The 21767-nt window shown below is 59.2% G+C and carries 17 protein-coding genes and 2 tRNA genes; 6 read left to right on the top strand and 13 right to left on the bottom strand.

What is annotated here, in order from left to right; genetic code table 11:
- Positions 1 to 16: 16 nt before the first annotated feature.
- From B9A12_RS16990 to B9A12_RS09855, 9 genes are all read right to left on the bottom strand, one after another.
- The gene (locus tag B9A12_RS16990; protein WP_170920517.1) at positions 17 to 190 is read right to left on the bottom strand and encodes a hypothetical protein; all 174 of its coding nucleotides are present in this window, start codon (positions 188 to 190) and stop codon (positions 17 to 19) included.
- Positions 187 to 2802: a mechanosensitive ion channel domain-containing protein gene (locus B9A12_RS17365; RefSeq protein ID WP_212636900.1), complete on the bottom strand. Its 2616-nt coding sequence runs from the start codon at positions 2800 to 2802 to the stop codon at positions 187 to 189. Before B9A12_RS17365 ends, B9A12_RS16990 begins: the two co-directional genes overlap by 4 nt.
- A complete protein-coding gene (gene corA, locus B9A12_RS09890) occupies positions 2793 to 3857 on the bottom strand; it encodes a magnesium/cobalt transporter CorA (protein WP_084057733.1) in 1065 nt (354 codons plus the stop codon). Before corA ends, B9A12_RS17365 begins: the two co-directional genes overlap by 10 nt.
- Positions 3858 to 3888: 31 nt before the next feature.
- The gene (locus B9A12_RS09885) at positions 3889 to 5310 is read right to left on the bottom strand and encodes a mechanosensitive ion channel family protein (protein WP_245802410.1); all 1422 of its coding nucleotides are present in this window, start codon (positions 5308 to 5310) and stop codon (positions 3889 to 3891) included.
- A 170-nt stretch (positions 5311 to 5480) separates the two neighbouring features.
- Positions 5481 to 6245 carry a 7-cyano-7-deazaguanine synthase QueC gene (gene queC / locus B9A12_RS09880; protein WP_084057732.1) on the bottom strand — a complete coding sequence of 255 codons (765 nt, stop codon included), beginning with the start codon at positions 6243 to 6245 and terminating at the stop codon, positions 5481 to 5483.
- A 361-nt stretch (positions 6246 to 6606) separates the two neighbouring features.
- On the bottom strand, positions 6607 to 9318 hold the full coding sequence (gene polA, locus B9A12_RS09870; protein WP_084057730.1) for a DNA polymerase I: 2712 nt from the start codon (positions 9316 to 9318) through the stop codon (positions 6607 to 6609).
- 110 nt (positions 9319 to 9428) lie between these two features.
- On the bottom strand, positions 9429 to 10163 hold the full coding sequence (locus B9A12_RS09865) for a tRNA lysidine(34) synthetase (RefSeq protein WP_084057729.1): 735 nt from the start codon (positions 10161 to 10163) through the stop codon (positions 9429 to 9431).
- 172 nt (positions 10164 to 10335) lie between these two features.
- Positions 10336 to 11535: a hypothetical protein gene (locus B9A12_RS09860; RefSeq protein ID WP_084057728.1), complete on the bottom strand. Its 1200-nt coding sequence runs from the start codon at positions 11533 to 11535 to the stop codon at positions 10336 to 10338.
- Between the two features lie 9 nt (positions 11536 to 11544).
- Positions 11545 to 12396 carry an AAA family ATPase gene (locus B9A12_RS09855; protein ID WP_084057727.1) on the bottom strand — a complete coding sequence of 284 codons (852 nt, stop codon included), beginning with the start codon at positions 12394 to 12396 and terminating at the stop codon, positions 11545 to 11547.
- Positions 12397 to 12737: 341 nt separating this feature from the next.
- Here B9A12_RS09855 and B9A12_RS09850 point away from each other — a divergent pair, with 341 nt between their 5' ends.
- The 5 genes from B9A12_RS09850 (at position 12738) to B9A12_RS09830 (ending at position 15863) form a co-directional block, all read left to right on the top strand.
- Positions 12738 to 13949: an MFS transporter gene (locus B9A12_RS09850; protein ID WP_139796578.1), complete on the top strand. Its 1212-nt coding sequence runs from the start codon at positions 12738 to 12740 to the stop codon at positions 13947 to 13949.
- 177 nt (positions 13950 to 14126) lie between these two features.
- Positions 14127 to 14203 (top strand) — tRNA-Arg (locus B9A12_RS09845).
- Between the two features lie 12 nt (positions 14204 to 14215).
- Positions 14216 to 14291, top strand: a tRNA-Lys gene (locus B9A12_RS09840).
- A gap of 307 nt (positions 14292 to 14598) precedes the next feature.
- Positions 14599 to 15045, top strand: coding sequence for a pyrimidine dimer DNA glycosylase/endonuclease V (locus B9A12_RS09835; RefSeq protein WP_084057725.1), 447 nt, complete (start codon positions 14599 to 14601; stop codon positions 15043 to 15045).
- A gap of 446 nt (positions 15046 to 15491) precedes the next feature.
- The gene (locus tag B9A12_RS09830; protein ID WP_084057724.1) at positions 15492 to 15863 is read left to right on the top strand and encodes a transposase; all 372 of its coding nucleotides are present in this window, start codon (positions 15492 to 15494) and stop codon (positions 15861 to 15863) included.
- Between the two features lie 102 nt (positions 15864 to 15965).
- Here B9A12_RS09830 and B9A12_RS09825 read toward each other — a convergent pair whose 3' ends face one another.
- The 4 genes from B9A12_RS09825 to B9A12_RS09810 all read right to left on the bottom strand — a co-directional run bounded on the left by B9A12_RS09825 (position 15966) and on the right by B9A12_RS09810 (position 19579).
- The gene (locus tag B9A12_RS09825) at positions 15966 to 16655 is read right to left on the bottom strand and encodes a hypothetical protein (RefSeq protein WP_084057723.1); all 690 of its coding nucleotides are present in this window, start codon (positions 16653 to 16655) and stop codon (positions 15966 to 15968) included.
- Positions 16656 to 16680: 25 nt separating this feature from the next.
- Complete coding sequence (locus B9A12_RS09820; protein WP_084057722.1) at positions 16681 to 17421, bottom strand: hypothetical protein; 741 nt, start codon at positions 17419 to 17421, stop codon at positions 16681 to 16683.
- A 125-nt stretch (positions 17422 to 17546) separates the two neighbouring features.
- Positions 17547 to 18164, bottom strand: a complete 618-nt coding sequence (locus B9A12_RS09815) for a hypothetical protein (protein WP_084057721.1) — start codon at positions 18162 to 18164, stop codon at positions 17547 to 17549.
- Between the two features lie 695 nt (positions 18165 to 18859).
- Positions 18860 to 19579: a hypothetical protein gene (locus B9A12_RS09810; RefSeq protein ID WP_139796577.1), complete on the bottom strand. Its 720-nt coding sequence runs from the start codon at positions 19577 to 19579 to the stop codon at positions 18860 to 18862.
- A gap of 86 nt (positions 19580 to 19665) precedes the next feature.
- Here B9A12_RS09810 and B9A12_RS09805 point away from each other — a divergent pair, with 86 nt between their 5' ends.
- Entirely contained in the window at positions 19666 to 21582 is a 1917-nt protein-coding gene (locus B9A12_RS09805) for a hypothetical protein (protein WP_084057719.1), read from the top strand.
- The last annotated feature ends 185 nt before the right edge of the window (positions 21583 to 21767 follow it).

Genomic DNA, 21767 nt, shown 5'->3' with positions numbered 1-21767 from the left:
GCGCGTGCCGGGCTCCTCACAGGGCCTTCACGCCGATCAGGGGCCCCTTGGCAAACCACATGAGCACCAGGAGCAGCGCCAGGTCGTCATCCATGGCCAGGACGTGTGTCTCTGCATAGCCGGCCTCCCGGAGGGTTTGAACGGCAAAGGCGCCCAGGTCTCTGGGAAGGATCATTTCCATCAGCCTCATGCGTCACCTCGGTCCTTTTCGGACACGTCGTCCTCGTCCTTCTCCCCCTTGATGGCGGACTCCATGCTGGGAACCACCGATCGGATATGGATGTCCCTTTGCGGGAAGGGGATTTCGATCCCCCGCTCCCGGAAGAGCCGGTCGATCTCAAAGCGGATTTCCGTTTCCACCTGGATACAGGCATCGGTGGTCGTCCAGAACCGCAGCCGGAAGATGAGCGCGCTGTCTCCAAAGTCGAGAAAGAGAACGCTGGGTTCCGGTTTTTTGAAGACGTGCGGGTGCTTGTCGGCGATTTCCACCAGCGTTCGTCTCACCAGTTCCACGTCGGATCCATAGGCCACGCCCACATCGATGTTCCGCCGCAAGCGCAAGTCCTTGAAACTCAAGTTGGTCACCCGGCCGCTGATGAACTCCGAATTGGGAATGATGAGCGACGCGTTATCCAAGGTTTGGATGACCGTGGAGCGCACATTGATCTTCTTCACTTCGCCCCAGATTCCGTCCACCTCGATGGCGTCGCCCACCTGGATGGGACGTTCAAAGAGCAAAATGAGTCCGCTGACAAAGTTGTTGAAGATGTTCTGGAGCCCGAAACCCAGGCCCACGCCCAGGGCCCCGAAGGCCACGGTGAGGGAGGTGCCGCTGAATCCCAGAGCGTTCAAGGCGGCCAGCACGCCCAAAAACCACAGCACATAGCCGCTGATGGTGGTGATCGATTCCTGGAGTCCCCGCTCCAAGCCGCTATGCCGGAAGACCTTCGAGCGAAGGGCCTGTTTGAAAACCCGCGTCCCCACGTGTGTCAGGGCCAACAGGATCACGGCGTAGAGAAGGCCGCTGAGCCGGAAGGAGAGTCCTCCGATGGGAACGGGGGTGTTGAGGACCCGGAAGAGGCTCAGGATGACGGCGCGTTTGGCGCCCCAGGCGATCAATACTCCCAGGATACCCGCAAAAAGCCAGACAACCCACAGAAGGCGCACCATGAGCCACTGAAAGGACCTTTGGGTGAGCCCCTCGTTTTGGGAGGTAAAGGCGGAAGCCGTCTCGGAGATCTTTTCCCACTCCCGCAAAGCCATGAAACAGACGAAGAGCCAAAGGCCCACCACCGCCGTTCGCGCCCAGCCCGCATACCAGAGAACGGCCAAGAGGCCGTAGCCGGCCAGTTCCAACAGGAGTCCCACCGTGGCCACCCCGTAGAGCCACAGGGGGAAAAGACGGGCTGCACTTGACAGGACACGGGACCCATCTGGGTGAACGTCCTGGATCCGCATCTTGAGCCCACTTCCCACGGCCAGGGTCCAGGCCAGAAACAGGACTTCCAGAAAAAAGCGGTAGATGAGCAGCAGCGCGCCGGCCCGTCCCAACACTTCCTGGAGGCAGAAGTAGGCCAAAAGAGCCCATCGGGCCACGGAAAGCGCCAGCCTTAGGCGCCGGCGTACGAAGGTGCCCAAGGGCCCGGTGCCCCTTTCTTTCATGAGAGACAAAAATTGGATGCCCCACGAAGTAAAGAGCCAAAGAAGGAGTAGGGAGACCAGCAGCCGAAGCGGTGGGAAGGTGTCATAAAGATTCCGGGCCAGGCCGTAACCGGTGGCGAAGACCACGGCCCCCGCCAAAGGCAGAGAACGGGCCAGGAGCTGCACCGCCAGGCAGTACCAGCCTCTTTCCCGCACCAGCGTTTCCGTAACGTGGGATCGACAAAGACGGCGCAGCCTCACCAGGATCCATTCCACGATGAGAAAGACCAGAAGGGACGTGATGAGCAGGATCCCGCCCGTGCGCCAGAAGAAACGAGCTTGTTCCGACCAGAAACCCAATGTGAATGGGCGCGTGGTGAAGACGGCCAAGCGCTCCACCTCCGAGCGGATCTCCTCCAGGCTCAAAGCCGCCAGGGGGTTTCGGCTTCTTTGGAAGAGCTCTTCCTTCTTTCGCTCGTTGATCCGGGCCGTGAACTTTTCCTGGAGCAGACTGGCTTCTTCCTGGATTTGAACCCAGTCGGCCCGAAGCGTGGCCACCTTGTCGGACAGGCTTTTCAGGCGTTTCTCCTTCTGTTGAAGAAGCCCGTTCACTTCCTTCAATTGCCTGACCAGGGTCTGGACGATAGGGGAGTCGGATTTTTGGGCCTGCAGGTCTTCGGTCTGCTTTTTGTTCAGAGAGCGTTGATCGGCCAGTTCCGTCAACCTCTGTTCCAGCTCCGCTTGCTGATCGGCCAGTTCCTTGAGACGGGACGCCGTGGTTTCCAGAACCTGCTTGAGAACCCCCTGGGCCTTAGTAAGATCTTCCACCGGCGCGCTGGAAAGAGAAAGAAGATTGCTGAACGCGGAAAGCTGCACCCGAAGGGCACTGATCTCTTGGGAAGCGGCCTTTTGCAGGGAGGCCAGTTCCTCGGAGCGCTTGGCCAGTTCCTCCAGAACGCCCTTTTCCGCGGCCATAGCCCGGGCAAGCGAGGCCGAAAGCTCCTGGTACTGGGCCTGAGATTCCGCGGAGACCGTGTCCTTTCCGTCCTGCGCTCTGGCACAGACGGCACTTCCCACGAGAAGCATCAGGCCCGCGAGAAGGACCGGCACGACACGTCGGCAGGGATATGGAATACGCCAAGGGATACGCTTCAAATCCATCGTTTTTTCCTGAAAAAAAGGAGCATGAGAACGGCCACGACGATCATGATCAGCCACACCGCCGGATAGGCCCACGGCCATTTCAGCTCCGGCATGTATTGGAAGTTCATGCCGTAGACCCCCGCAATGAAGGTGATGGGGATGAAGATGGTGGCGATGATGGTGAGCACCTTCATGACCTCGTTCATACGATTGCTCATGGACGACAGATAGACGTCCAGAAGGGCCGTGCCCATCTCCCGCTGGTTTTCCAGCGTGTCCAGCACTTGAAAAACGTGGTCCTGCAGGTCCTTCAGGTAGGGCTGAATCTCCCGGCTCCCCAAGGGCCCTTCTTCACGGCGCAGGATCCCCACCGCGTCCCGCAGGGGAACCACGGCCTTGCGCAGGAAAAGACACTGTCTGCGGATGCGATGGATCGGATCCAACAGATCCTCTCCCTCGCCATGAAACAGGGCCTCCTCAAGATCCTCTATCCGATCCCCCACCGTCTCCACTACCACAAAATAGTGGTCCACCACCAGATCTATGAGGCAATAAAGCAGGTAGTCCACACCGCATCGCCGCAGCCGGCTCCCGGGAGTGGCCAACCGCTTTCGAACCGGCTTAAAGATCGGCCGGTCGCTCTCTTGGAAACTGATCAGGAAATTCCCGCCCAGGATGAAGGAAACCTGCTCCATCTGCAGGGTTTCCTCCTCCGGTTCCATGGCAAAGAATTTGGCCACGACAAAGACGCCCTTCTCCCAGATGTCCGCCTTGGGACGGTGCCCCGTGTTCAGAATATCTTCCAGGATCAGGGGCGGCACTTGAAAGCAGCGGCCCAGCCTCTCCACGATGTCCACCCGGTGCAGACCGCTCACATGGATCCAGCCATTGGCGCGCCGCCCGGCGAGGTTCGAACAGTCGTCCACCTGTTCCAGTTGGAAGGTGTCCGCCGTCTCCCCGTCGTAGTCCACCACTTGGATGCGGACGGTTTCGGCCCGCCTGTGTCCCACAAAGCTCAAAGTGCCCGGCGGCAACCCCGGCTCCTTGGCGGATTGCTTCGTCCCCTTCTGCATGGCTCTTTCCTTCCGGCAAAAGACGTGTGCTTCATGAACTCTTGCCCCGGAGCATCTGGAGCTTGAGCTGGCGTCGGTCGTCGTTGGCCAGGTAAAGGGTCCGGGTGGGAAAAGCAAATTCGATGCCTTCTTCGTCCAAGGCCCTCATGATCGCCAGACAGGTCTTCTGCAGCCATTCCTGGTAATCCCAGTAGTTGGGGGGATGGTACCAGGCGATGATCATGATGTTGAGACTCCAGTCGTTGAAGCCGTTGAAATAGACCCGGGGAGGAAAGTCCGGATGCATACCCTCGTGGTTTTCCAGGATGGTGCGGATGATCTCCACGGCCCGTTCCACCTTTTCCGGCGGCGTGTCGTAGGTGAGGGTGATGTTGGTGAGCCAACGGATGTGGGGGCGTTTTCCCACGTTTTCAATGGGGGAGTTGACCACCTTTTCGTTGGGAACGGCCACCAGGTGCCCCGTGAGGGTCCGGAGCCGGATGCTGCGAAACCCCACGGATTCCACGACCCCGTCATAGCCGTCCACCAGGATGCGTTCTCCCACCTGGAAGGGCTTGTCGAAGAGGATGGTCAGCGTGCCGAAGAAATTGGCCACCGATTCCTTGGCCGCCAGGGCCAGAGCCAGACCACCGATGCCCAGGGAGGCGATGAGCGGTCCCACATCGATGCCCGTGAGGGTCTGGAGCACCATGATAGCGCCCACAGCCGCCACGAAAATTCGAAGGCTCCTGCCCACCAGCGGGACCAGCATGTCGTCGATGGTGCTTTCCGTGGTGCTGGCCCTTTGCTTCAGACGAAGATCCACCACGGCCACCAGCCGGTAGATGACCCAAATGAGGACGATGGTGCCCCCCACATCGGCGGCTTTACTGGCCACGGTATGAACCAGGTTGCTGCCGTCCGGCGCTTGGAAATGCCCGAAGAGCGGAGACAGGGCCCCGTAGACGCCGTAAACCCAGATGAAGAGGGTGAGGGGCCTGTGGAGGGTCTCCAAGGCCAGACAGAGCCATCCTTCTTTTTCGCCGGCCGCTTCCAAACTCTGGAGCCTCCGGTGGAGCAGGGCGCGCACCACGCGTTCGAAAAACACCACCAGGAAAAGGAGCCCCGCGCAAACCATCAGCTTCAGCCAGCTGATGCCGTAGAATACTTTGGCATCCACCCATTTGCCCAGGCTCCGGGAGGCCTTTTCGCTCATCCGGTCGATGTTGGCCCCGATCCTCTGGGCCGCCTGGTCGATCTTTTCCGTCTGAACGGGGGTGACCTTTTCCTTGGACGGTGGGAGCAGCGGCGCTTTGGGGGGTTCTTGCCCGCCGGACAAAACGCCCTGCTGGCCGGACGGAGAGGATTCCGGTGTCTGTCCCCATGCGGAACCCAGGGAACCGGTGGCCAACACCAGGGTGCAAACAAGGATCAAAACGCCTTGAACCGGTAAGCGTCTCCAGGGGAAAATCAACGTAAACCTCCTTTTTTCTTCCGGCCTCCGGGAAACCTTCTCCAACAAAATACCATGAGCCTCTCCGCCCAAGATGCTCGGAGGGTTTGGGCCTCCTTCAAATGCCATCCCACGGTGCTATGGGATGTTTTTTGAGCTCTGATGAGGGCGGGTTCGGAACCCGCCCCCACTTAAAGGCCAGGTCGGCTGAACGGGCTCGCATGGTAGTCCCAACCTTCCGTCCGTACAAGAAGGGAGCAACCTGTGCGTTCTCGGACAAGCTCCTGCGCCCCCTCCAATCCGCGAGCCCGAAGCCGACAGCTCTCGCAACGGCCGCAGGGGCGGCCTTCGGGATCGGGATCGTAACAGGAATGGGTGAGATCGTAGTCCACCCCCAGTTCGCGCCCCTTGCGAACGATCTGCGCTTTGCTCCAGTGCAGCAGCGGCGTGCGAATGCGCACCTTCATTTGCCCTTCCACCCCGGCCTTAGTGGCCAGATTGGCCATGTGCTGGAAGGCCTCAATGTATTCCGGACGGCAGTCCGGGTAGCCCGAATAATCCACAGCGTTCACACCGATGAAGATGTCCGCGGCGCCCAGCACCTCAGCCCAAGCCAAGGCCAGCGACAGGAAGATGGTGTTTCGGGCCGGCACATAGGTTACCGGAATGGATCCCCCCTCCATGGCCAGAGGCGCGTCCTTGGGAACCTCCATGGGGGAGGTGAGCGCCGAGCCGCCGATGCGGTCCAGCGGAAGCTCCAGGACCAGGTGTTCCTCCACCGAAAAAGCCGCGGCCACCCGCCGAGCCGCCTCCAGTTCCACCTTATGGCGCTGGCCGTAGGAGAAGGTCAAAGCGTAGCAAGCATAGCCGGCGTCCTTGGCGATCGCCAGGCAGGTGGTCGAATCCAGTCCTCCAGATAGGAGGACAACGGCTTTGGGTCTTTCTCCATGCGTCATGGAAGTCGTCCTTTCCACTGCGAATCTCTAACCCCAATTGGTCACTTTTTTGTGTAACATATTGTTATCGTTAGAACGTGTTTTTTTCCCTTCACCACTGGGTTTTTCTATCGTTGCGCAGGGCCCTTTTCCAAAAGCCGCAGGCACGGCGCCCGTGAATGCGGCGCCGTAGGCGGTGAGTGGCCGACCGCAAGGAAGGCTCCTTTTTTAGGCTCCGAAAGGATGCTTCCACCTGAGTCAGCATGTTGTAGCCGTTCCAAAGTTGCTTGTGGGAAGGATCCGTTTGCAAAGATCGCACATGCACCTTTCAAAAAAGAGCGAGATTGGAAGTCGCCCTTATGGGCTGTGGATTCCAAAGATGTCACGCGTGGGCCTCGGCCCAGTTGGCTCCCCAGCCCATGTCCACCACCAGGGGCACCGACAAGGGATGTACGTTTTCCATGAGGTCCCTGACCAAGGCGCGGATCCGGTCCAGTTCGTCTTCCGGGACCTCAAAGACCAGTTCGTCGTGCACCTGGAGGAGCATGGCGGTGCCAAGGCCTTCCTTGCGGATGGCGTCGTCGATGTCGATCATGGCCTTCTTGATGAGATCCGCCGCCGTGCCTTGGATGGTGGTGTTCACCGCCAGGCGTTCCCCCTGCTGGCGCACGTTGCGGTTGCGGCTGTTCAATTCCGGCAGATACCGGCGTCGTCCCAAGAGGGTTTCCGCATAGCCGCGTTCTCGGCATTCCTCCACCACCTGTTGGATCCAGCCCTTCACGCCTTCGTAGGTGGCGAAGTAGCGCTCGATGGCCGCCTTGGCGCCGGCCTGGCTGATCCCAAGCTGCTTGCCCAGCCCGTAAGGGCCCATGCCGTAGATGATCCCGAAATTGATGGTCTTGGCCTGGCGGCGCATCTCCGGGGTGACCTCATGGGGCGGCACCCCGAACATCTCCGCAGCGGTCCGCCGGTGGATGTCCGCCCCTTCGGCGAAGGCGGCCACCAGCCGCTCATCGCCGCTATAGTGGGCGAAGATGCGCAGTTCGATCTGGGAATAGTCGGCGGCGAGCAGCACGCAGCCCGCTTCCGGCACGAAGGCCTCCCGGATCCGCCGTCCCTCCTCCGTTCGGATGGGGATGTTCTGCAGGTTGGGATCCGAACTGCTCAGGCGCCCTGTGGCGGTCACGGCCTGGTTGTAGCTGGTGTGGATGCGGCCCGTCTCGGGGTGAATCAGCTTGGGCAGGTTGTCCACGTAGGTGTTTTTGAGCTTGGTCAGGCTTCGGTAGGTCACGATGTGTTGCGCGATGGGATGCAGGGCGGCCAGCTCCTCCAAAACGCTCATGTCCGTGGACGGTCCGGTCTTGGTCTTCTTGATGACCGGAAGTTGCAGCTTTCCGAAAAGCACGTCGCGGAGCTGGATGGGCGACTGGATGTTGAACGGGCCTCCCGCGATGTGGTAGATGGCCTCTTCTTCTTTGCGAATACCCTCTTCCAAAACCTTGGAAAGTTCGTGCAGGCGGGCCGCGTCGACCCGGATGCCCCTGTGTTCCATGCGCGCCAGCACAGCGATGAGGGGCCGTTCCAGGGTATCCATGAGGTTCTCAAGCTTGGCGCCTTGGAGCTTTTCCCGGAGCACCGGCACCAGCCGAAAGGTGGTTTCCGCATCGCTACAGGCGTAGTCCACGGCCTTTTCCAGGGGAACCTGGGCGAAAGGGATCTGATGCTTGCCGGATCCGGCCACATCGCTGTAGCGCAGCTTGCTCTCGCCCAGGTGCTCGGCCACGATGCGTTCCAGGCGGTGGGACGGGTTGCCGGGATCCAAAAGGTAGCTGGCCACCATGGTGTCGAAGTCGATTCCCTGAAGCTCCACGCCGTGGCGCTTCAGCACCACCCACTCATACTTGATGTTCTGCCCCACCTTTCGAGGCCGCTCGCCTTCCAGAAAGGGCCGAAGGCCTTCCAGCACCCGAGTGGCCGAAAGCTGCTCCCCGGCATCCTCTCCCGTGTGCCCCACGGGAATGTAGGCCGCTTGGTGGTCCTCCCAGCACAGGGCCACCCCCACCAGGTCGGCCCGCATGGCGTCCGTTGAGGTGGTTTCCAGGTCGATGGAAAGGACGTCCTCCCGGGCGATCTCAGCCAGCACGGCCGAAAAGCCCTTTTCATCGGTCACCAGCCGATCGCGCCGTTGGAGGCCTTCGGCGGCGGCATGCGCGGCCTCGCCACCGGCTTCCCGGGCCAGTTCGTCCAAGAAGCGTCGAAACCCCAAGGACTGAAAGAAAGCCACCAGCCCCTTGGTGTCGGCCGCCCCGATGGTGCACTGGTCCGGTTCCAGGGCCACGGGTGCATCCTCTCGAACGGTGACCAGGTCCCGGGAAAGGAGCGCCGCCTCTTTGCCGGCCAAAATCTTTTTCTTGATGGCCGCACTTTTGATGTCTTCCACACGGCTCAAGACCTGGTCCAGGGTCCCGAACTGGCGGAGCAGATTTTGGGCCGTCTTCCGGCCCACGCCGGCCACGCCGGGAACATTGTCCGAACTGTCGCCCATGAGAGCCAAAAAATCCCGAACCTGTTCGGGCCGCACGCCCAGTTTGCGCTCCACCGTCTCGCTGGTGAAGATTTCGTCCTTTTGCGGATCCCACTGGATCACGTGGGGTTCCCGCACCAGTTGATGCAGATCCTTATCGCCCGAGATGATCACCACCCGCATGCCGGCTTGCAGCGCCTTGCGGGCCAAGGCCGCGATCACGTCGTCCGCCTCGTAGCCGGTGATCTCCACCGAGGGGATACCCAGGAGATCCACCAGGTTTTTGATAAGCGGCACCTGGACCACCAGATCTTCGGGCATGCGTTCCCGGGTGGCCTTGTAGTCGGGATAGATGGCGTGGCGAAGGGTGGGTCCCGGCGGATCGTAGACCACGCAGACCCGTTCGGGCTTTTTGTCCTTGAGCACCTTCTGGAGCATCTGGTGAAAGCCGTAGACGGCCTGGGTGGGCGTTCCGTCGGGTGCGGTGAGGCGCTGGCCCATGGCATAAAAGGCGCGATACATGTAGGAGCTGGCGTCGATAAGATACAAGGTCGGCTTCTTTTCCGTCATGGAATCGTCTCTCCTGACCTTTTTATTGGGCAGCCCTGAGGGGCTGCACTGCGCTGAAGATGGGTCTGGGGCCCCTTCTGGGATCCACACGCCCCACCGATTCCCGGGCTTCACCTCTTGAGAGGCGGGGGCAGGTACTCCGGATTCACATTGCTCAGGGCGTGGAAGATGTTGCCTCGCACCTTGCGGTTTTTGCGGTAGAGGGAAAAGAGGAAATCCCGGATTTCCGTCCGGGCGCTCTTTCCCGCCGAGGGGCAGGGGTTTTCCACCACCGGCAGTTGGAGGTTGCGGGCCAGGCGCGCCACTTTCTGGGAATCCACGAGGGCCAGGGGACGGATCACGGTGATCAGTCCGCCGAAAAAGGGCTGTTTGGGAACGATCCCGGCCACCTGGGCGCCGTAACAGACGTTCATGAAAAAGGTCTCGATGAAGTCATCCTGGTTGTGGGCAAAGGCCACCTTGGAGCATCCCAGGGATTGGGCCTGGCGGAAGATGGCGGCTCGACGCCTTCGGGCGCACAGAAAACAAGGGTTCTCCCTGTTTTCCGGCAAATGGGCCTTCACGCCGTAGTCGGTGTGAAGGATGCGGTAGTCGAAGCCTTCCCGGCGAAAAAAGGCCTCCAGCTCCGCCGCCGGTTGCGGATCGAAGCCCAGGGCCACGTGCACCGCCACCAGGTCGTAGTGGATGGGGATGCGCCGTAGGCGCTCGCGAAGGAGCCAGAGCAGCACCATGCTGTCCTTTCCCCCCGAAACGGCCACGGCGATCCGATCTCCGTCCTGGATCAGATCGTAGTGATGAATCGCTTTGCCCACCAGGCGGCGCGCTTCCTTATCGATGTAGGCCATGGATTTGCTGCTCGTTGGGGTTGAATGCCCGCAATCCGCGGGCGAAATTGCACGCTTTCCAAGCGATGCACGCCAGCGCTTTCAGAAATTGCGCCCAATCCCACAAAAACGTTTCGGGGCGCTGCCCCTCCCGGCCCGCGGACGTGGCGTCCTTTCCTTTTTGAATCCGAGACTATCCCGACTGGTCCACGGCTTGGCCCTGGACGTTTAAGTAGGTCACGGCGTTTTTGATGCCACCCAGGCTCAGGTCTTCCATGTGGAAGATCCGCCCGATCCGCTCGATGGTGGAACTCTGCCACGGCCACTGGTCCCTTCCAATGGGGTTCAGCCAGACACTCACAGGAAAGGCGTCCCGAAGTTCGCGCAGCCACACGTAGCCGGGTTTGCGCACGGTGGTCACCATGTCGATGGATCCGTAGGCGGCCATGAGTTCGGCCGGGGCCATGTTGGCATCGCCGATGAGGATGAGCCGTGTCTTTCGCCCCGAGCCCAGCAGGGTTTCCCAGGAAACGGGACGGCGCCGCTGAGGATCCGCATAGACGGCTCCGTAGATGCAGTTGTGGAAGTAGTAGGTGCGAACATCCCGGAAGCAGTCGCGGATCTTATTGAAGACCGTGCGCACCAGATCCACGTAGGGCAGCATGGAATAGCCGCCGTTGTCCACCAGCAGGACCATGTCCACGCGGTTTCGCAGCTCCCTTCGGAAGATGAGCTCGATCTCGCCCCCGTTCTTGGCGGTCCGATAGATGGTGGCGTCCACGTCCAGTTCGTTTTCAGGGCCCACGGGCCGGAGGCTCTTGAGGGAAGAGAGCACCTGGCGAAGATTTTCCGTGCGCAGGGGCGCCTGGTCACTGTAGTTGATGTAGCGACGGGCGCCGATCACCTTCTGGGCTGTTCCGTGGACGCTTCGCCCGTGGACGCGGATTCCACCGCCTTGGCGACCGCTATGCCCGTAGGGGGAGCGGCCTCCGGTGCCCACCCAGGTGTTTCCCCCGTGGTGTTCGCCTTCCTGGGCCAGCACGGTCCGGTAGAAACGTTCCAGGAGCTCTTCCGTGTCCAATTGGCGCAGGGCTTCGGGAGGCAGCCGCCCGCTTTCCACTTCCTTTTGGAGCCATTGCTGGAAGGGTTTTCCGGCGAGAAGCTCTTCCCAGTCCGTGGGATCCACGTTGGGATCGCCCAGGAAGACGGAGCGAAAGACCTGTTCGAAGGCATCGTAGTGCTCCACCTTCTTGACGAAGACCAGGCGCGCCAGAAGAAAGAGCCGGTCCAGATCGGGCGCCAGTCCCGCCCTCAGCCCCCGGTAGAATTCCAGGATGTAGTGCACGCTCACGGGAATCCCGGCGTGCTTGAGGCCGTAGATGAAGGCGATCATGGAGCCTCCCTAGAACCGGAGAGCTTTCCGGATGCCCTTGAATTTCAGGATGTCCTGAGTCCTTTTGAGAAGCGTGCCGATGTGCACCACGTCCCGGCCCGCACCGGGGCCGCGCGCGCCGCTGGCCTGCATGGCCCCGATCCAATCCAGGAGTTCCGCCGTGGCCGGAGGCTTTTCGAAGCCCTCCTCCCGAAGCCGGTAGAAGGTTTCCAAAGACGCCTGCAGAAAGGGCTCAGGGATGTCCGGGTAGTGGAGCTTGACGATCTGCACCATCTCTTCGGGGCCGGGAAAGGGGATGTAATGACAGAAACAACGGCGAAGGAAGGGATCGGAAAGCTCCCTCTTGGCGTTGCTCGTGATGATGATGATCGGCCGATGCTTGGCCCTTACCTTATGGTTGATCTCCCGGATGATGAAGGCCCCGTCTTCCAAAACATCCAGCAGGTTGTCCTGGGTATCCGAATCGGTCTTGTCGATCTCGTCCAGCAACAACACCCGCCGATCTTCGGCCGTGAAAGCACGGCCGATGGGGCCGAAGCGGATGTAGTCCCAGATGTTGTTCACATCCCGGCCCGCATCCCCAGATCCGAACCGGGAATCGTTCAATCGGAGTACCGTGTCGTAGACGTAGCACAACTCCTCGCCCTTGAAGGTGGACTTGCACCGGGCCTCCTCCATCCGAAGGCCCAGGGACCGGGCGATCTCGAAGGCAAGCTGGGTTTTGCCCGTTCCGGCCTCCCCGGTCAGGAGCAGGGGCTTTTCCATAGCGATGGCGATGTTGACGATCTCGCGCAGTTCCGGATTGAGGTAGTAGCGGTCCGTGCCCTCGAAACGGAGAGCGGCATTGGATGGTGCGGTCACGAAAATCCCTCCTCAGTCAGTGAAAATAGCGATCCATCCCTCCATAGTCATCGGAATCATAGCGCATTTCACAGCACAGTGAAAGGCCGGAACGGAAAGGGAGAAGCGTCCGGAAAAAGGTTGACACCCGCCCAGGAGGCGTAGAATCGCTCCCTTCCCCTGGCGCACAGGCCACGCGGTGTGTGGGAAGGCCACGGCGGGTGTTGCAATGGACCGTCCAGTATCCCGGCTCAGCCTTTCACTCCCGCCGGGATTTGTGCTAAGGATACAGGGAAACACCGCCTCACTCGGGGGGATTGCCTGCTTTTTCCTTCTTGCCGCAGGGGATTCAGGGACAGGCCATGAAAAAACCACACCAAAACGCCCTGGGCCTTTGGACCTCCAGGCCGGCTTCCTTCGCCACCTGCCTGGCGATCTGCTGTGCGGTGACCTTCGGCTTCTACACCGCCTCCTACATGCGCATCCCCGTGGTACCCCTCTATGCCAAGTCGCTGGGAGCGGACACGCCCACCGTGGGATGGATCAACTCCGTCTTCTTTCTCACCGCCGGCTGCCTTTCCTTCCCCACGGGGCTCCTTTCGGATCGCTGGGGTCGCAAGCGGGTGGCCCTGGCCGGAACCTGCATCGTTTCGCTCACCTCCTTCTGGCTGGCCTTCACCACCACCCCGGCACAGCTCATGCTCGTCTATTTCTTCTTCGGCGTGGGCCTTTCCGCCTATGGCCCCACCATGATGAGCTATGTGGCCGATGTGTCGCCGGTAAGCCACCTGGGGCGCTCCTACGGATGGTACACCACGGCGCTCTATACGGGTATGAGCGTGGGGCCGGCCGTGGGCGGCTGGGTCGCCGACGGATTCGGCTACGCCCAGGTCTTCGTGGCCTCCGGGGTGCTCACCGCCGTTCTGTTCGCGCTGATCCTCGCCGCCCTTCCCACCCCTCCGGCCCAGAGCGGCACGCCGGCCCGACCTCCGCTCCGGAAAGCCGCCCGGGATGTGCTGCGCAACCCCCCGGTCTGGGGCTGCTGGCTCGTCACCCTGGGACTCTGTTTCGGGCTGGGGATGTTCATCACCTTCATCCCGCTCCATGCCCGGGACGCTTCCATTCCCATCGCTTCCATCGGCATGATCTTTTTCGTCCAAGGGGTATCCAATGCCCTGTCACGCATTCCGTTCGGCCATTGGAGCGACCGGACGGGAGACCGAAGACGGCTTGTGGCCTTTGGCGCCGTGGGCGCGGGGGCGGCCATGGTGGGCTTCGGCGTCGCAAGCCAACTGTGGCACTTTCTCGTCTGCGCCGTGCTGCTCGGCGCCGGCCTGGCGCTGGCCTTCACATCCATCGGGGCCCTAATCGCCGTGGTGGTGCCCGCCCATTCCCGGGGCCTGGCCATGGGCGGCTACAACACCTGCATTTACTTCGGCATCATGCTGGCCTCCGCCACCATGGGACTGGTGATCGAACGAAGCGGCTACCTGCCCGCGTTCGCCCTGGCCGCGGGGATCATGGGGGTGTTTCTGGGTGTCTTCGCCGTGCTGATGCGCACCTACAAGGCCTAAGAAGCTGTTCGGAAACGGGCAGGCCGCCTTTTGAAATGGGCACCCCGACCCTCAGGCCAACCTCCTGGCATCCCTGATCATTTCGCTTTGGCGGATTTTTCCGCACGACTTCAAAAAGTTCCTTGACAGATCCCACCCGCCTGGGCTAGTAAAAAGCCCCGTTTGAAGGGTTTGCATGCGCCCGTAGCTCAGCTGGATAGAGCGTCGGACTTCGAATCCGCAGGCCGCAGGTTCGAATCCTGCCGGGCGTACCAGATAGACATCATGGGCCGTTAGCTCAATTGGTAGAGCAGCTGACTCTTAATCAGGAGGTTCGGGGTTCGAGTCCCTGACGGCCCACCAGAACACAATCAAGGGGTTAGGTCCAACGACCTGACCCCTTTTTGTTTTCGCCTCACCACGCGCTCTCCATGGCGATGGGCCAATCCGCTTCAAAGATCGCAGGCGGTGCAAGGCCCGGATGGAACGCCTTGTTGAACGGGCTCCGGGAAAAGGGATGGGCGAACCGCAAACGCGCCATTTCGGCCGCGTATTCCACGTATTTTGTTCCTTGACGGTCCCTGCGATGGAGTTGTCACCCGGGAGGAAAGAACAAGATGTTCCAACACACCCCATCCCAGAAGGGAAAGATGCTGCCGCGGAGGGCCCCATGAGACTCTGGTCCCTTCACCCCAAGTACCTGGATGCCAAGGGACTGGTGGCTCTCTGGCGCGAAGGGCTTCTGGCCAAGGCCGTCCTCCAGGGTAGAACCCGCGGATACACCCATCACCCGCAATTGGTACGATTCAGGGAGGCGCACAACCCGTTGCAAGCCGTCAACGCATATTTACACGGCGTGCTCCTGGAAGCCCAGGCCCGGGGGTACCGATTCGACGAAACGAAAGTGGACCCTCCACCCCCCACTGACCCCATCGTGGTCACCCAAGGACAACTTCTCTACGAATGGCAACATCTGCTTGGAAAGCTCAAGACCCGGGACCCGGACCGATACCGGCGCCTTTGCGGTCTCACGCGCCCGGAAGCCCACCCCATTTTTCGGGTGATCCCCGGACCGGTAGCCGCGTGGGAAAAAGGAGCGTCAAAGACCGAAGACTGAGCCCGGGCGGGGCCCATCCAACGAAAAGGGAAAGGCGTCCAGAATCAACTCTTGCAGGACTTCACCAATATGTCTTCTGGTTAAGGATAGACTCATCTCCTTTGGCACCACGGGCCCATCCGATTGGAAAGATGGACCGCATGGGATTCCCAACTGCCAGACGGCGGGCGGAAAAGCAACGCCCACAACGTGAAAGATTCCGCCCCAGGCTCCCCGGCATTCCCCGGGCGTGGCAAAGGGCTTGTCACCTGATTCGATCCCTCTGTGCCCATGTAGTTGAGACAATTACTCCTTGTTAAAGTTGGGTAGGGCGTTTAGGAAAAAGGATCGGATGACATCAGTTTAGAATCGGCAAACAGGGTAGGCATGGGGGAACGGAAGGGGCCCATGGGGCGTCTGGAGTTGCCCCCATCGGGGCCAATCTCAAGGTACTGGATCCACAGGTCATGAAAAAGAAACGCCGCCGCAAATTCACGGCCGCTTATAAGCTGCGCATCCTCAAGGAAGCCGATGCCTGCACATTGCCTGGGCAGATCGGCGCCCTTCTTCGCCGGGAAGGTCTTCATTCATCGCATTTGACCACGTGGCGCAGACAACGAGACGAGGGGCAGCTCAAAGCATTGTCTCCCCGAAAACGGGGGCGCAAACCGAACCCGGACCGCCATCTCGCAAAACGGCTGGCCCAGTTGGAGCGGGAAAATCAGCGCCTCCGCGACCAGATCAAGAAGGCGCAGACGATCATCAAGGCTCAAAAAGAAATCTCAGACCTCCTGGGGATCCCTCAACCCCATCCCGAAACCGACGGGAACAGTTCATAAAAGCGGCGACCCCATGACGAACCCAGATGGGAATGGTCCGGGCTGGCGATGCCTTGGGCCCGGCCGGTTCCCATCTCGGTTTGCAACTGCCCCCCGGACGCCTCAGTGAAGCTCTTGTGGACCTGGTCCGTCGTCTTCTGATTCCTTTGTTTCTTCTGTTTCTTCGGCGAAGAAGGATCGGTTGAGTTCCAATTCTTCGAAAAAGACTTGAGCCGCCTTGTCACTAAAGTGCTCAGGACTTTCCAGCATCCGCACCGTGACCAGCAGCGCATGGGCCAGTCCCAGGAGGGAATCCGGCGGCCCCTCGAGCACCACCTTTTGTCCGTTGTATTTTTCAATTTCCAGCTTCACGTTGTAGCGCTGGGCGATCTGATCGTAGTGGACGTGGCGCACCATGGTTCGCCAGTCGTCGGGGTTCTGCTGCCACAAGACGTAAGCCTCCTCCAGCTCAGGCCCATGGTAGGCCAGAAGAAGCTTGAGGAAGGAAAGCACATCCGGGGAGGCCACCTGCTCCGCCATGGCCAGACGATGTTCCTGGTCTTCGAGAGCCAGCCACGAAATGAAATGGGTGAGGTCCTGGCCGAGATAGGTGGTCATGAGGTGGGTGAATGTTTCCCACGTTCCGCCGTCGATGGACTCTGAAAGTCGCCTGTCCAGGATTTCCAAAATGCGGTATTCCGCCTCGGGGTGACTCTCGAGGAAGTCGTGGAGTTTTGTGGTTGCTTCCGTCAAGAGCCGGCGGGTTTCCTCTTCGTTCAATTCGTTTGCAACAAGTTTGAGCCATCTGGACATGGCGGGTCTCCTTGCGTGGGATGCGTTAGCTGGTGCGAAAGACACCAAAGGCATTGGATCGGCGCCTCGATGGGTCTTCGGGCACAATCGAGGCGCTGTTTCGGTCCGTTCGATTCTCCAACAAGACCTCCGCGCCCTTGAATCTCATCCCCGTTGGGGCCGTTACCTCGGACACGTTCCGGCGTGGGATTCGACTCTGATCCTCGACCCGCTCCAGAATCCTTTCGCTGCAGGCCTTAATGCCGGCCAGGGCCTCTTCGGCGCCCTTGCGCGACTCCCGCAGGGCGGCTTCCGCATGCACGAGCATCTCGTCCACAGCCCATTTGACGGCACGAAGGGTGCTCCCCGGTTCGATGCCGTCGGGATTGGTCAGGGCATCGTTGGCGGCCGATACCGCTTTTTGCTGGCTTTCCATGAGGGCATCAAGAGCCCAGGTGACGCGGCTTTCCGCGGGTTCGTCGGGGCACGGATAGGGGATTGTTCGCTGCGCATCCTGTAACAGATCCCTCAGGGCTTCCCAATAGTAGGCGTCTTCCAGCCTGTGCTCCTCTTGGAGTCCTTTCTCGATTCGGGTGCGAGCCCGATCGGAGAGCCTCTGAACCTGATAGATGCTCATGTAGGCCAGGATGTGCCTTTCCAGAGCGCTTTGGTACCGGTGCAGTCGATTGAGAAGAGAGAGGCGGATCGCAACCAGGGGCTCGGGAGTCCGGTACCTGTCGGCATATTGGGATTGAAAGGCCTGCCGCATCTGGTCATGTCCGTTCATGGGGACTCTCCCTGGCCGGGTCTCTTCGGTGAACAGAAGACATCCCGCCGCCCATTCACCCGAGGTTTCACATCCTGCCCGGCAAGCCCTTGCCCAAGCCCCTCCACCCGTCCGGCAACGGATCTCTACACCTGCAAGGACTGAAGGGTTCTCAGGGACTTATCGTAAATGGTGTCCTTCAAAAGGGCTTCCGCATTCTGGAGCGTTCCGGTCATGTCTTGCATCCGGTAGAGGAGGTTGTCGGCCGCTCTTGTCTCCCTGTGTCCCGAAGCTCGCTCGAAGGCCTGAGCGAACTGACGCAGGAGCATTTCCATCTGATGCTTGTCCTTGTCGTCGTACCAGGAGATTCGGTCCAGGAAGGCCATTCGCGATGTGGTCCGTTCTCGATCCAGGCTTTCCATGAGCAGGTCGACGAGGTCCCAGGTGCTTTGGTAGTAGATGTCCGTTCGGTTGCGCAAGGCCGTGAGATTGTCGGTCACCAGGTGCTCCACTCGCTTGCAAATGAAGAGGAGCTCTTTGATGTTTTCCAAAGTGCGAAGATAACCTTCGATGTGATGGGCCAACGTGCCCGTGTCCCGAACGGCTTGGCGGAGCTTGTCTATCGTCTCTTGCAGCTCTTTTTTTGTGCTCTCGTTGCGGGCCAGCCAGCCCGATTTGATCGAATCGACCAAGGGCAGGGCCTCTTTGACCAGTGCCACGGAAGTGCCCACGGTGGCCAGGAGGGTGGAAAGCTCAGTGGGCATGGGTTGTCTCCTCTTTTTTCGACACTAACCCCCCGCTGCACGCCTTGTCAAACGCGCCGAGCCGAACGCGGGCGGCGGAAGGGCGAAGGGTCCGCCTCCACCCATCCACCCCACGCCAACTGTCGCCCGTAAAGGGGCCACCGTCTTTCGGTTCATCTTCAATTGCCGTGCGATCGCACGGTCACTTTCTCGTTTCTGAATTCGGTGCAACAGTTCCCGGATATCCACGGTCGTTTTCCTCCGCTAGCGCACGACTGCTCTTCTCACTAGTAGGTGCGAGGAAACAATGCCCTATGTTGGAGGAACCGCACTGGCACCTCACTGGACCACTTCGGCTGACAACGACTGGACCACCTCGGGTGAAAATCCGTGGACCAGTTTGGCTGACATCTACTGGACCATTATCGGCCGAAAAATGACAGAATAAGAGTGTGTTGCGTTCCAAGCAGTTACACGGCTTCGTCCACAGGAGCACGTGGGCGTGACTCCCGGCCAAACCGTTTATCCATGAGTACATCCGCACCACTGCGCTCAAAGCGATCGACAGCACAGCGAAAGGTTCCCGGGCTCATCCCCAGCAGGCAGACGGGATCAGCCTGGGGCAACCGCTTGCTCCCCCAATGGCCATAGAGGTCCTCAAATGGCATCCTGCGCCGCTCCCGCGACAATTCCATCCGTCTCACCGGCACCCTCGTTCAGCCAATAAGGAGAACCGGACCGTTGATGTGCCACAAGAGCGAACATACGATTTCCTCCCAACAGGAAGAAGAGTTTCTTCGGTTTTTCTTGACTTTTTCCTGCCTCTTCATTTCTCCTAAAGAAAGTGGAAATATATGGTCGCATCCCCCGAATAGCCTGCCGAATTTGGGGTGAAGAATCTGGATATCCCTGCCCACAGGCAAGGTCCGGGATGTGCCATGGGCAACGGGTGTAAGGCTGTTTTCCTTGCCAGAAACAGGTTCCGCCTGGAAGGAGGGCCAGGTCTTTCCGGTAAGTGATCGCTGCCGCCCTGCGTGCCGCTGAAGAGGCGGTTTCATGATGACAACCAGGATGGCCGACCTGACACGGACTTCCTGATCGAAAAAGCCCGCTAGGATGTCATTGTATGTTTTCACTACCTTCACCGGCCCCTCGTTCCCCTGCCAAAACAGGGACTCCGCAGGAACGCTATGATCGCCCACAAAACCTATAGCATGGACCAGGCGGGCTTCGGGAAGCCAAGAGATCTTGATCACTTCCTGAGGCCCCATGAATGACTCGAGCTCTTTTTGGATTTTCGCTGCCTTCTCTACCACGAAGAGATTTTCGAAAACCGCTGGACACTTGCCGGCATCAGGGCCCCAAAAGGGCATTTCTGAAGAAAGCTCGGGGCAGCAGTTCAGAATTTTGGGGACAGTGCATTTATTGGTTTCCATGAATTGTGATGGGCGAAGACCCGGTCTATGCGGCCCGAGGCTGCCTTTGAGCGCCCCGTGACCAGTCAGAGAAAGGAGGTCCCGCTATGGGAAAATTGATGCGGCTTTGCATATTCATGATGTTGGTTGTACTTTTTTTCCATGTGCCGTTGAGGTCCGCGACCTTGGACCCTGAGAAGTTCCTTCCCATAAAACATTTGTATACCGATCAAGAACTCCAAGAACTGTTCTACAACATGCACTTTCGGCCTCTTGAAAGGGACGACCTGGCCTTCAGTATGCTGGTGCCCAAAGATTGGGAAGGCACTCCCATAAGGATCTCCAAAGAAGAGCTGGGTCAGGAGTCTGCTTCCCTTCTTTCAGTTGCAAAGCTCATAGCACCTGAAGAAGAGAAAGGCCTCGCCTCTATTGAGGTTTGGTACTGCAAGCTGCCCTTTGAGGTGAACATAAAAGACTGGGTGGATTTCTACCTCAAGGGAAGTGGGCTTCAAGTCTTGTTGAGGAGAGTAGGGACCTACAATGGCCGAAAGGTGGAAGAGGTGCTGGCGCGTTTCGAGCAAGAGGGCCAGTCCTATCTAGCCCGACTGACGTTTTCCCGCCACGGTTCCCGCCTGTTCCTAATAGCCTGTTCTGCCCTTGAGACGTCCTTTCAGCACTATGCCAGGGTCTTCAGCGCCGCAGCCATTTCCTTCACCGTAAAAAGGAACGCAACCAGTGAATTTGCCGAACCCATGAAGATCTACGGGGGAAAACGGGCACCTGTTCTGAGATTTCGTTACCCCGCCTCATGGACGGCGAAAGAACCTGACGTGATCCCAAAGGGGAAATCAGGGGTTGATATCTCTTTGCGAAAAGAATTGGCCGGGGGCCAAGCACGCACCCTGGCATTCCTGCACATCAAAGGCATATCAAAGACGCTCAACCGCTCTCCCGATGACATAGTGGAAGGGATCAAGAAGGACATGATGGATGCAGGAATAAAGCTCCAAGGCTCGCTGGAAGAAACGGAGATAACAAAGAGATTTTCCGGACGGCAAATGAAGGCAAAAAGGTGGAGCGTTTTGATCGGTGGTGAAGCCGGGGAATTGGCTGTGGCCGTGTTTGCCAAGCACGACGCACATATTGCCATGGGCCTGCTGGTCCCTTCCCCCATGAGCGGGCCTCTGGCATGGATGGCGGGGTACCGTGAGCTGGAAATAGCTGCTCGCGATCTGCTGGCCGAAAGCCTTGCAGAAAAAGGAAGGAGCCCCTCAGAGGCCCCGATCATGGACCCCAAAAAGCTTGTAAACGAGACCATGTACCTGCTGGCCGAGGCCATTAAATCAGGGAATTTTGCCCAGTTCCACAAAAAACTCACCATGGCATTGAGAAAGGGAAACACGCCACAGACCGTGGCCGACAACTTCAAGTCCTTTGTGGAAAAGAAGATCGATCTCACTGTCATTGAGGGACTGGACCCTATACTGGAAAATGAGCCTCAGATAAAGCCTGATCAGCCTTTGGAGCTCAAAGGCAAATATTATGCTTCTCTCATGACGGTCATATTCGACCTTACCTATAAGCCAGAGAACTCTGAGTGGAAACTTTCGAACATAAGCGTGAGAACAGGGCCACCGCAACCGCCCCCTGGTAAGAAACTGGAGGTTCCGTCCCGGCGTGAGCTGATCAGGCTCACAAACAACACCATGCATACTCTAGCCGACTCCATAAACAGGAATGACTTTACGCCACTATATAATCACATTGCCCAAATATGGCAGAAAGAGGTATCCAATGAAGGTTTGGCCGATATGTTTTCCTCATTTGTGGAAAACAAGGTGGATCTTGGTGTGGTAAGAGGCCAGAACCCGATTTTTGATAATACCGCTCACATTGAAGAAGGACAACTTTTCCTGAATGGCCACTACCAGACAGAAAGCATGAAGGTCTTTTTTGAGCTTAAATACTGGATGGAAGGAGAGACCTGGAAGCTTGTGGGCATACATGTGTGGACGGAAAAATAAGCATATCTAACCAGGAGGTACCATAAGACGGATCGTCGAATTGCCGAGAGAAAACCGAGAGGGGGGGATAAGCAAGCTCAAATTCAAAACCCCTGAATCAGTGAGATTTGATTGGGTGGACTGACGTGCATGGCTTCGGAACCCATTTTGAGGGTCACCGACGCCCCAGTTCAGCCACTTTTTCG

The sequence above is a fragment of the Desulfacinum hydrothermale DSM 13146 genome (assembly GCF_900176285.1).
Taxonomy (GTDB): domain Bacteria; phylum Desulfobacterota; class Syntrophobacteria; order Syntrophobacterales; family DSM-9756; genus Desulfacinum; species Desulfacinum hydrothermale.
The sequence above is the reverse complement of the archived record's forward strand: the minus strand, read 5'-3'. Positions and strand labels throughout refer to the sequence as shown.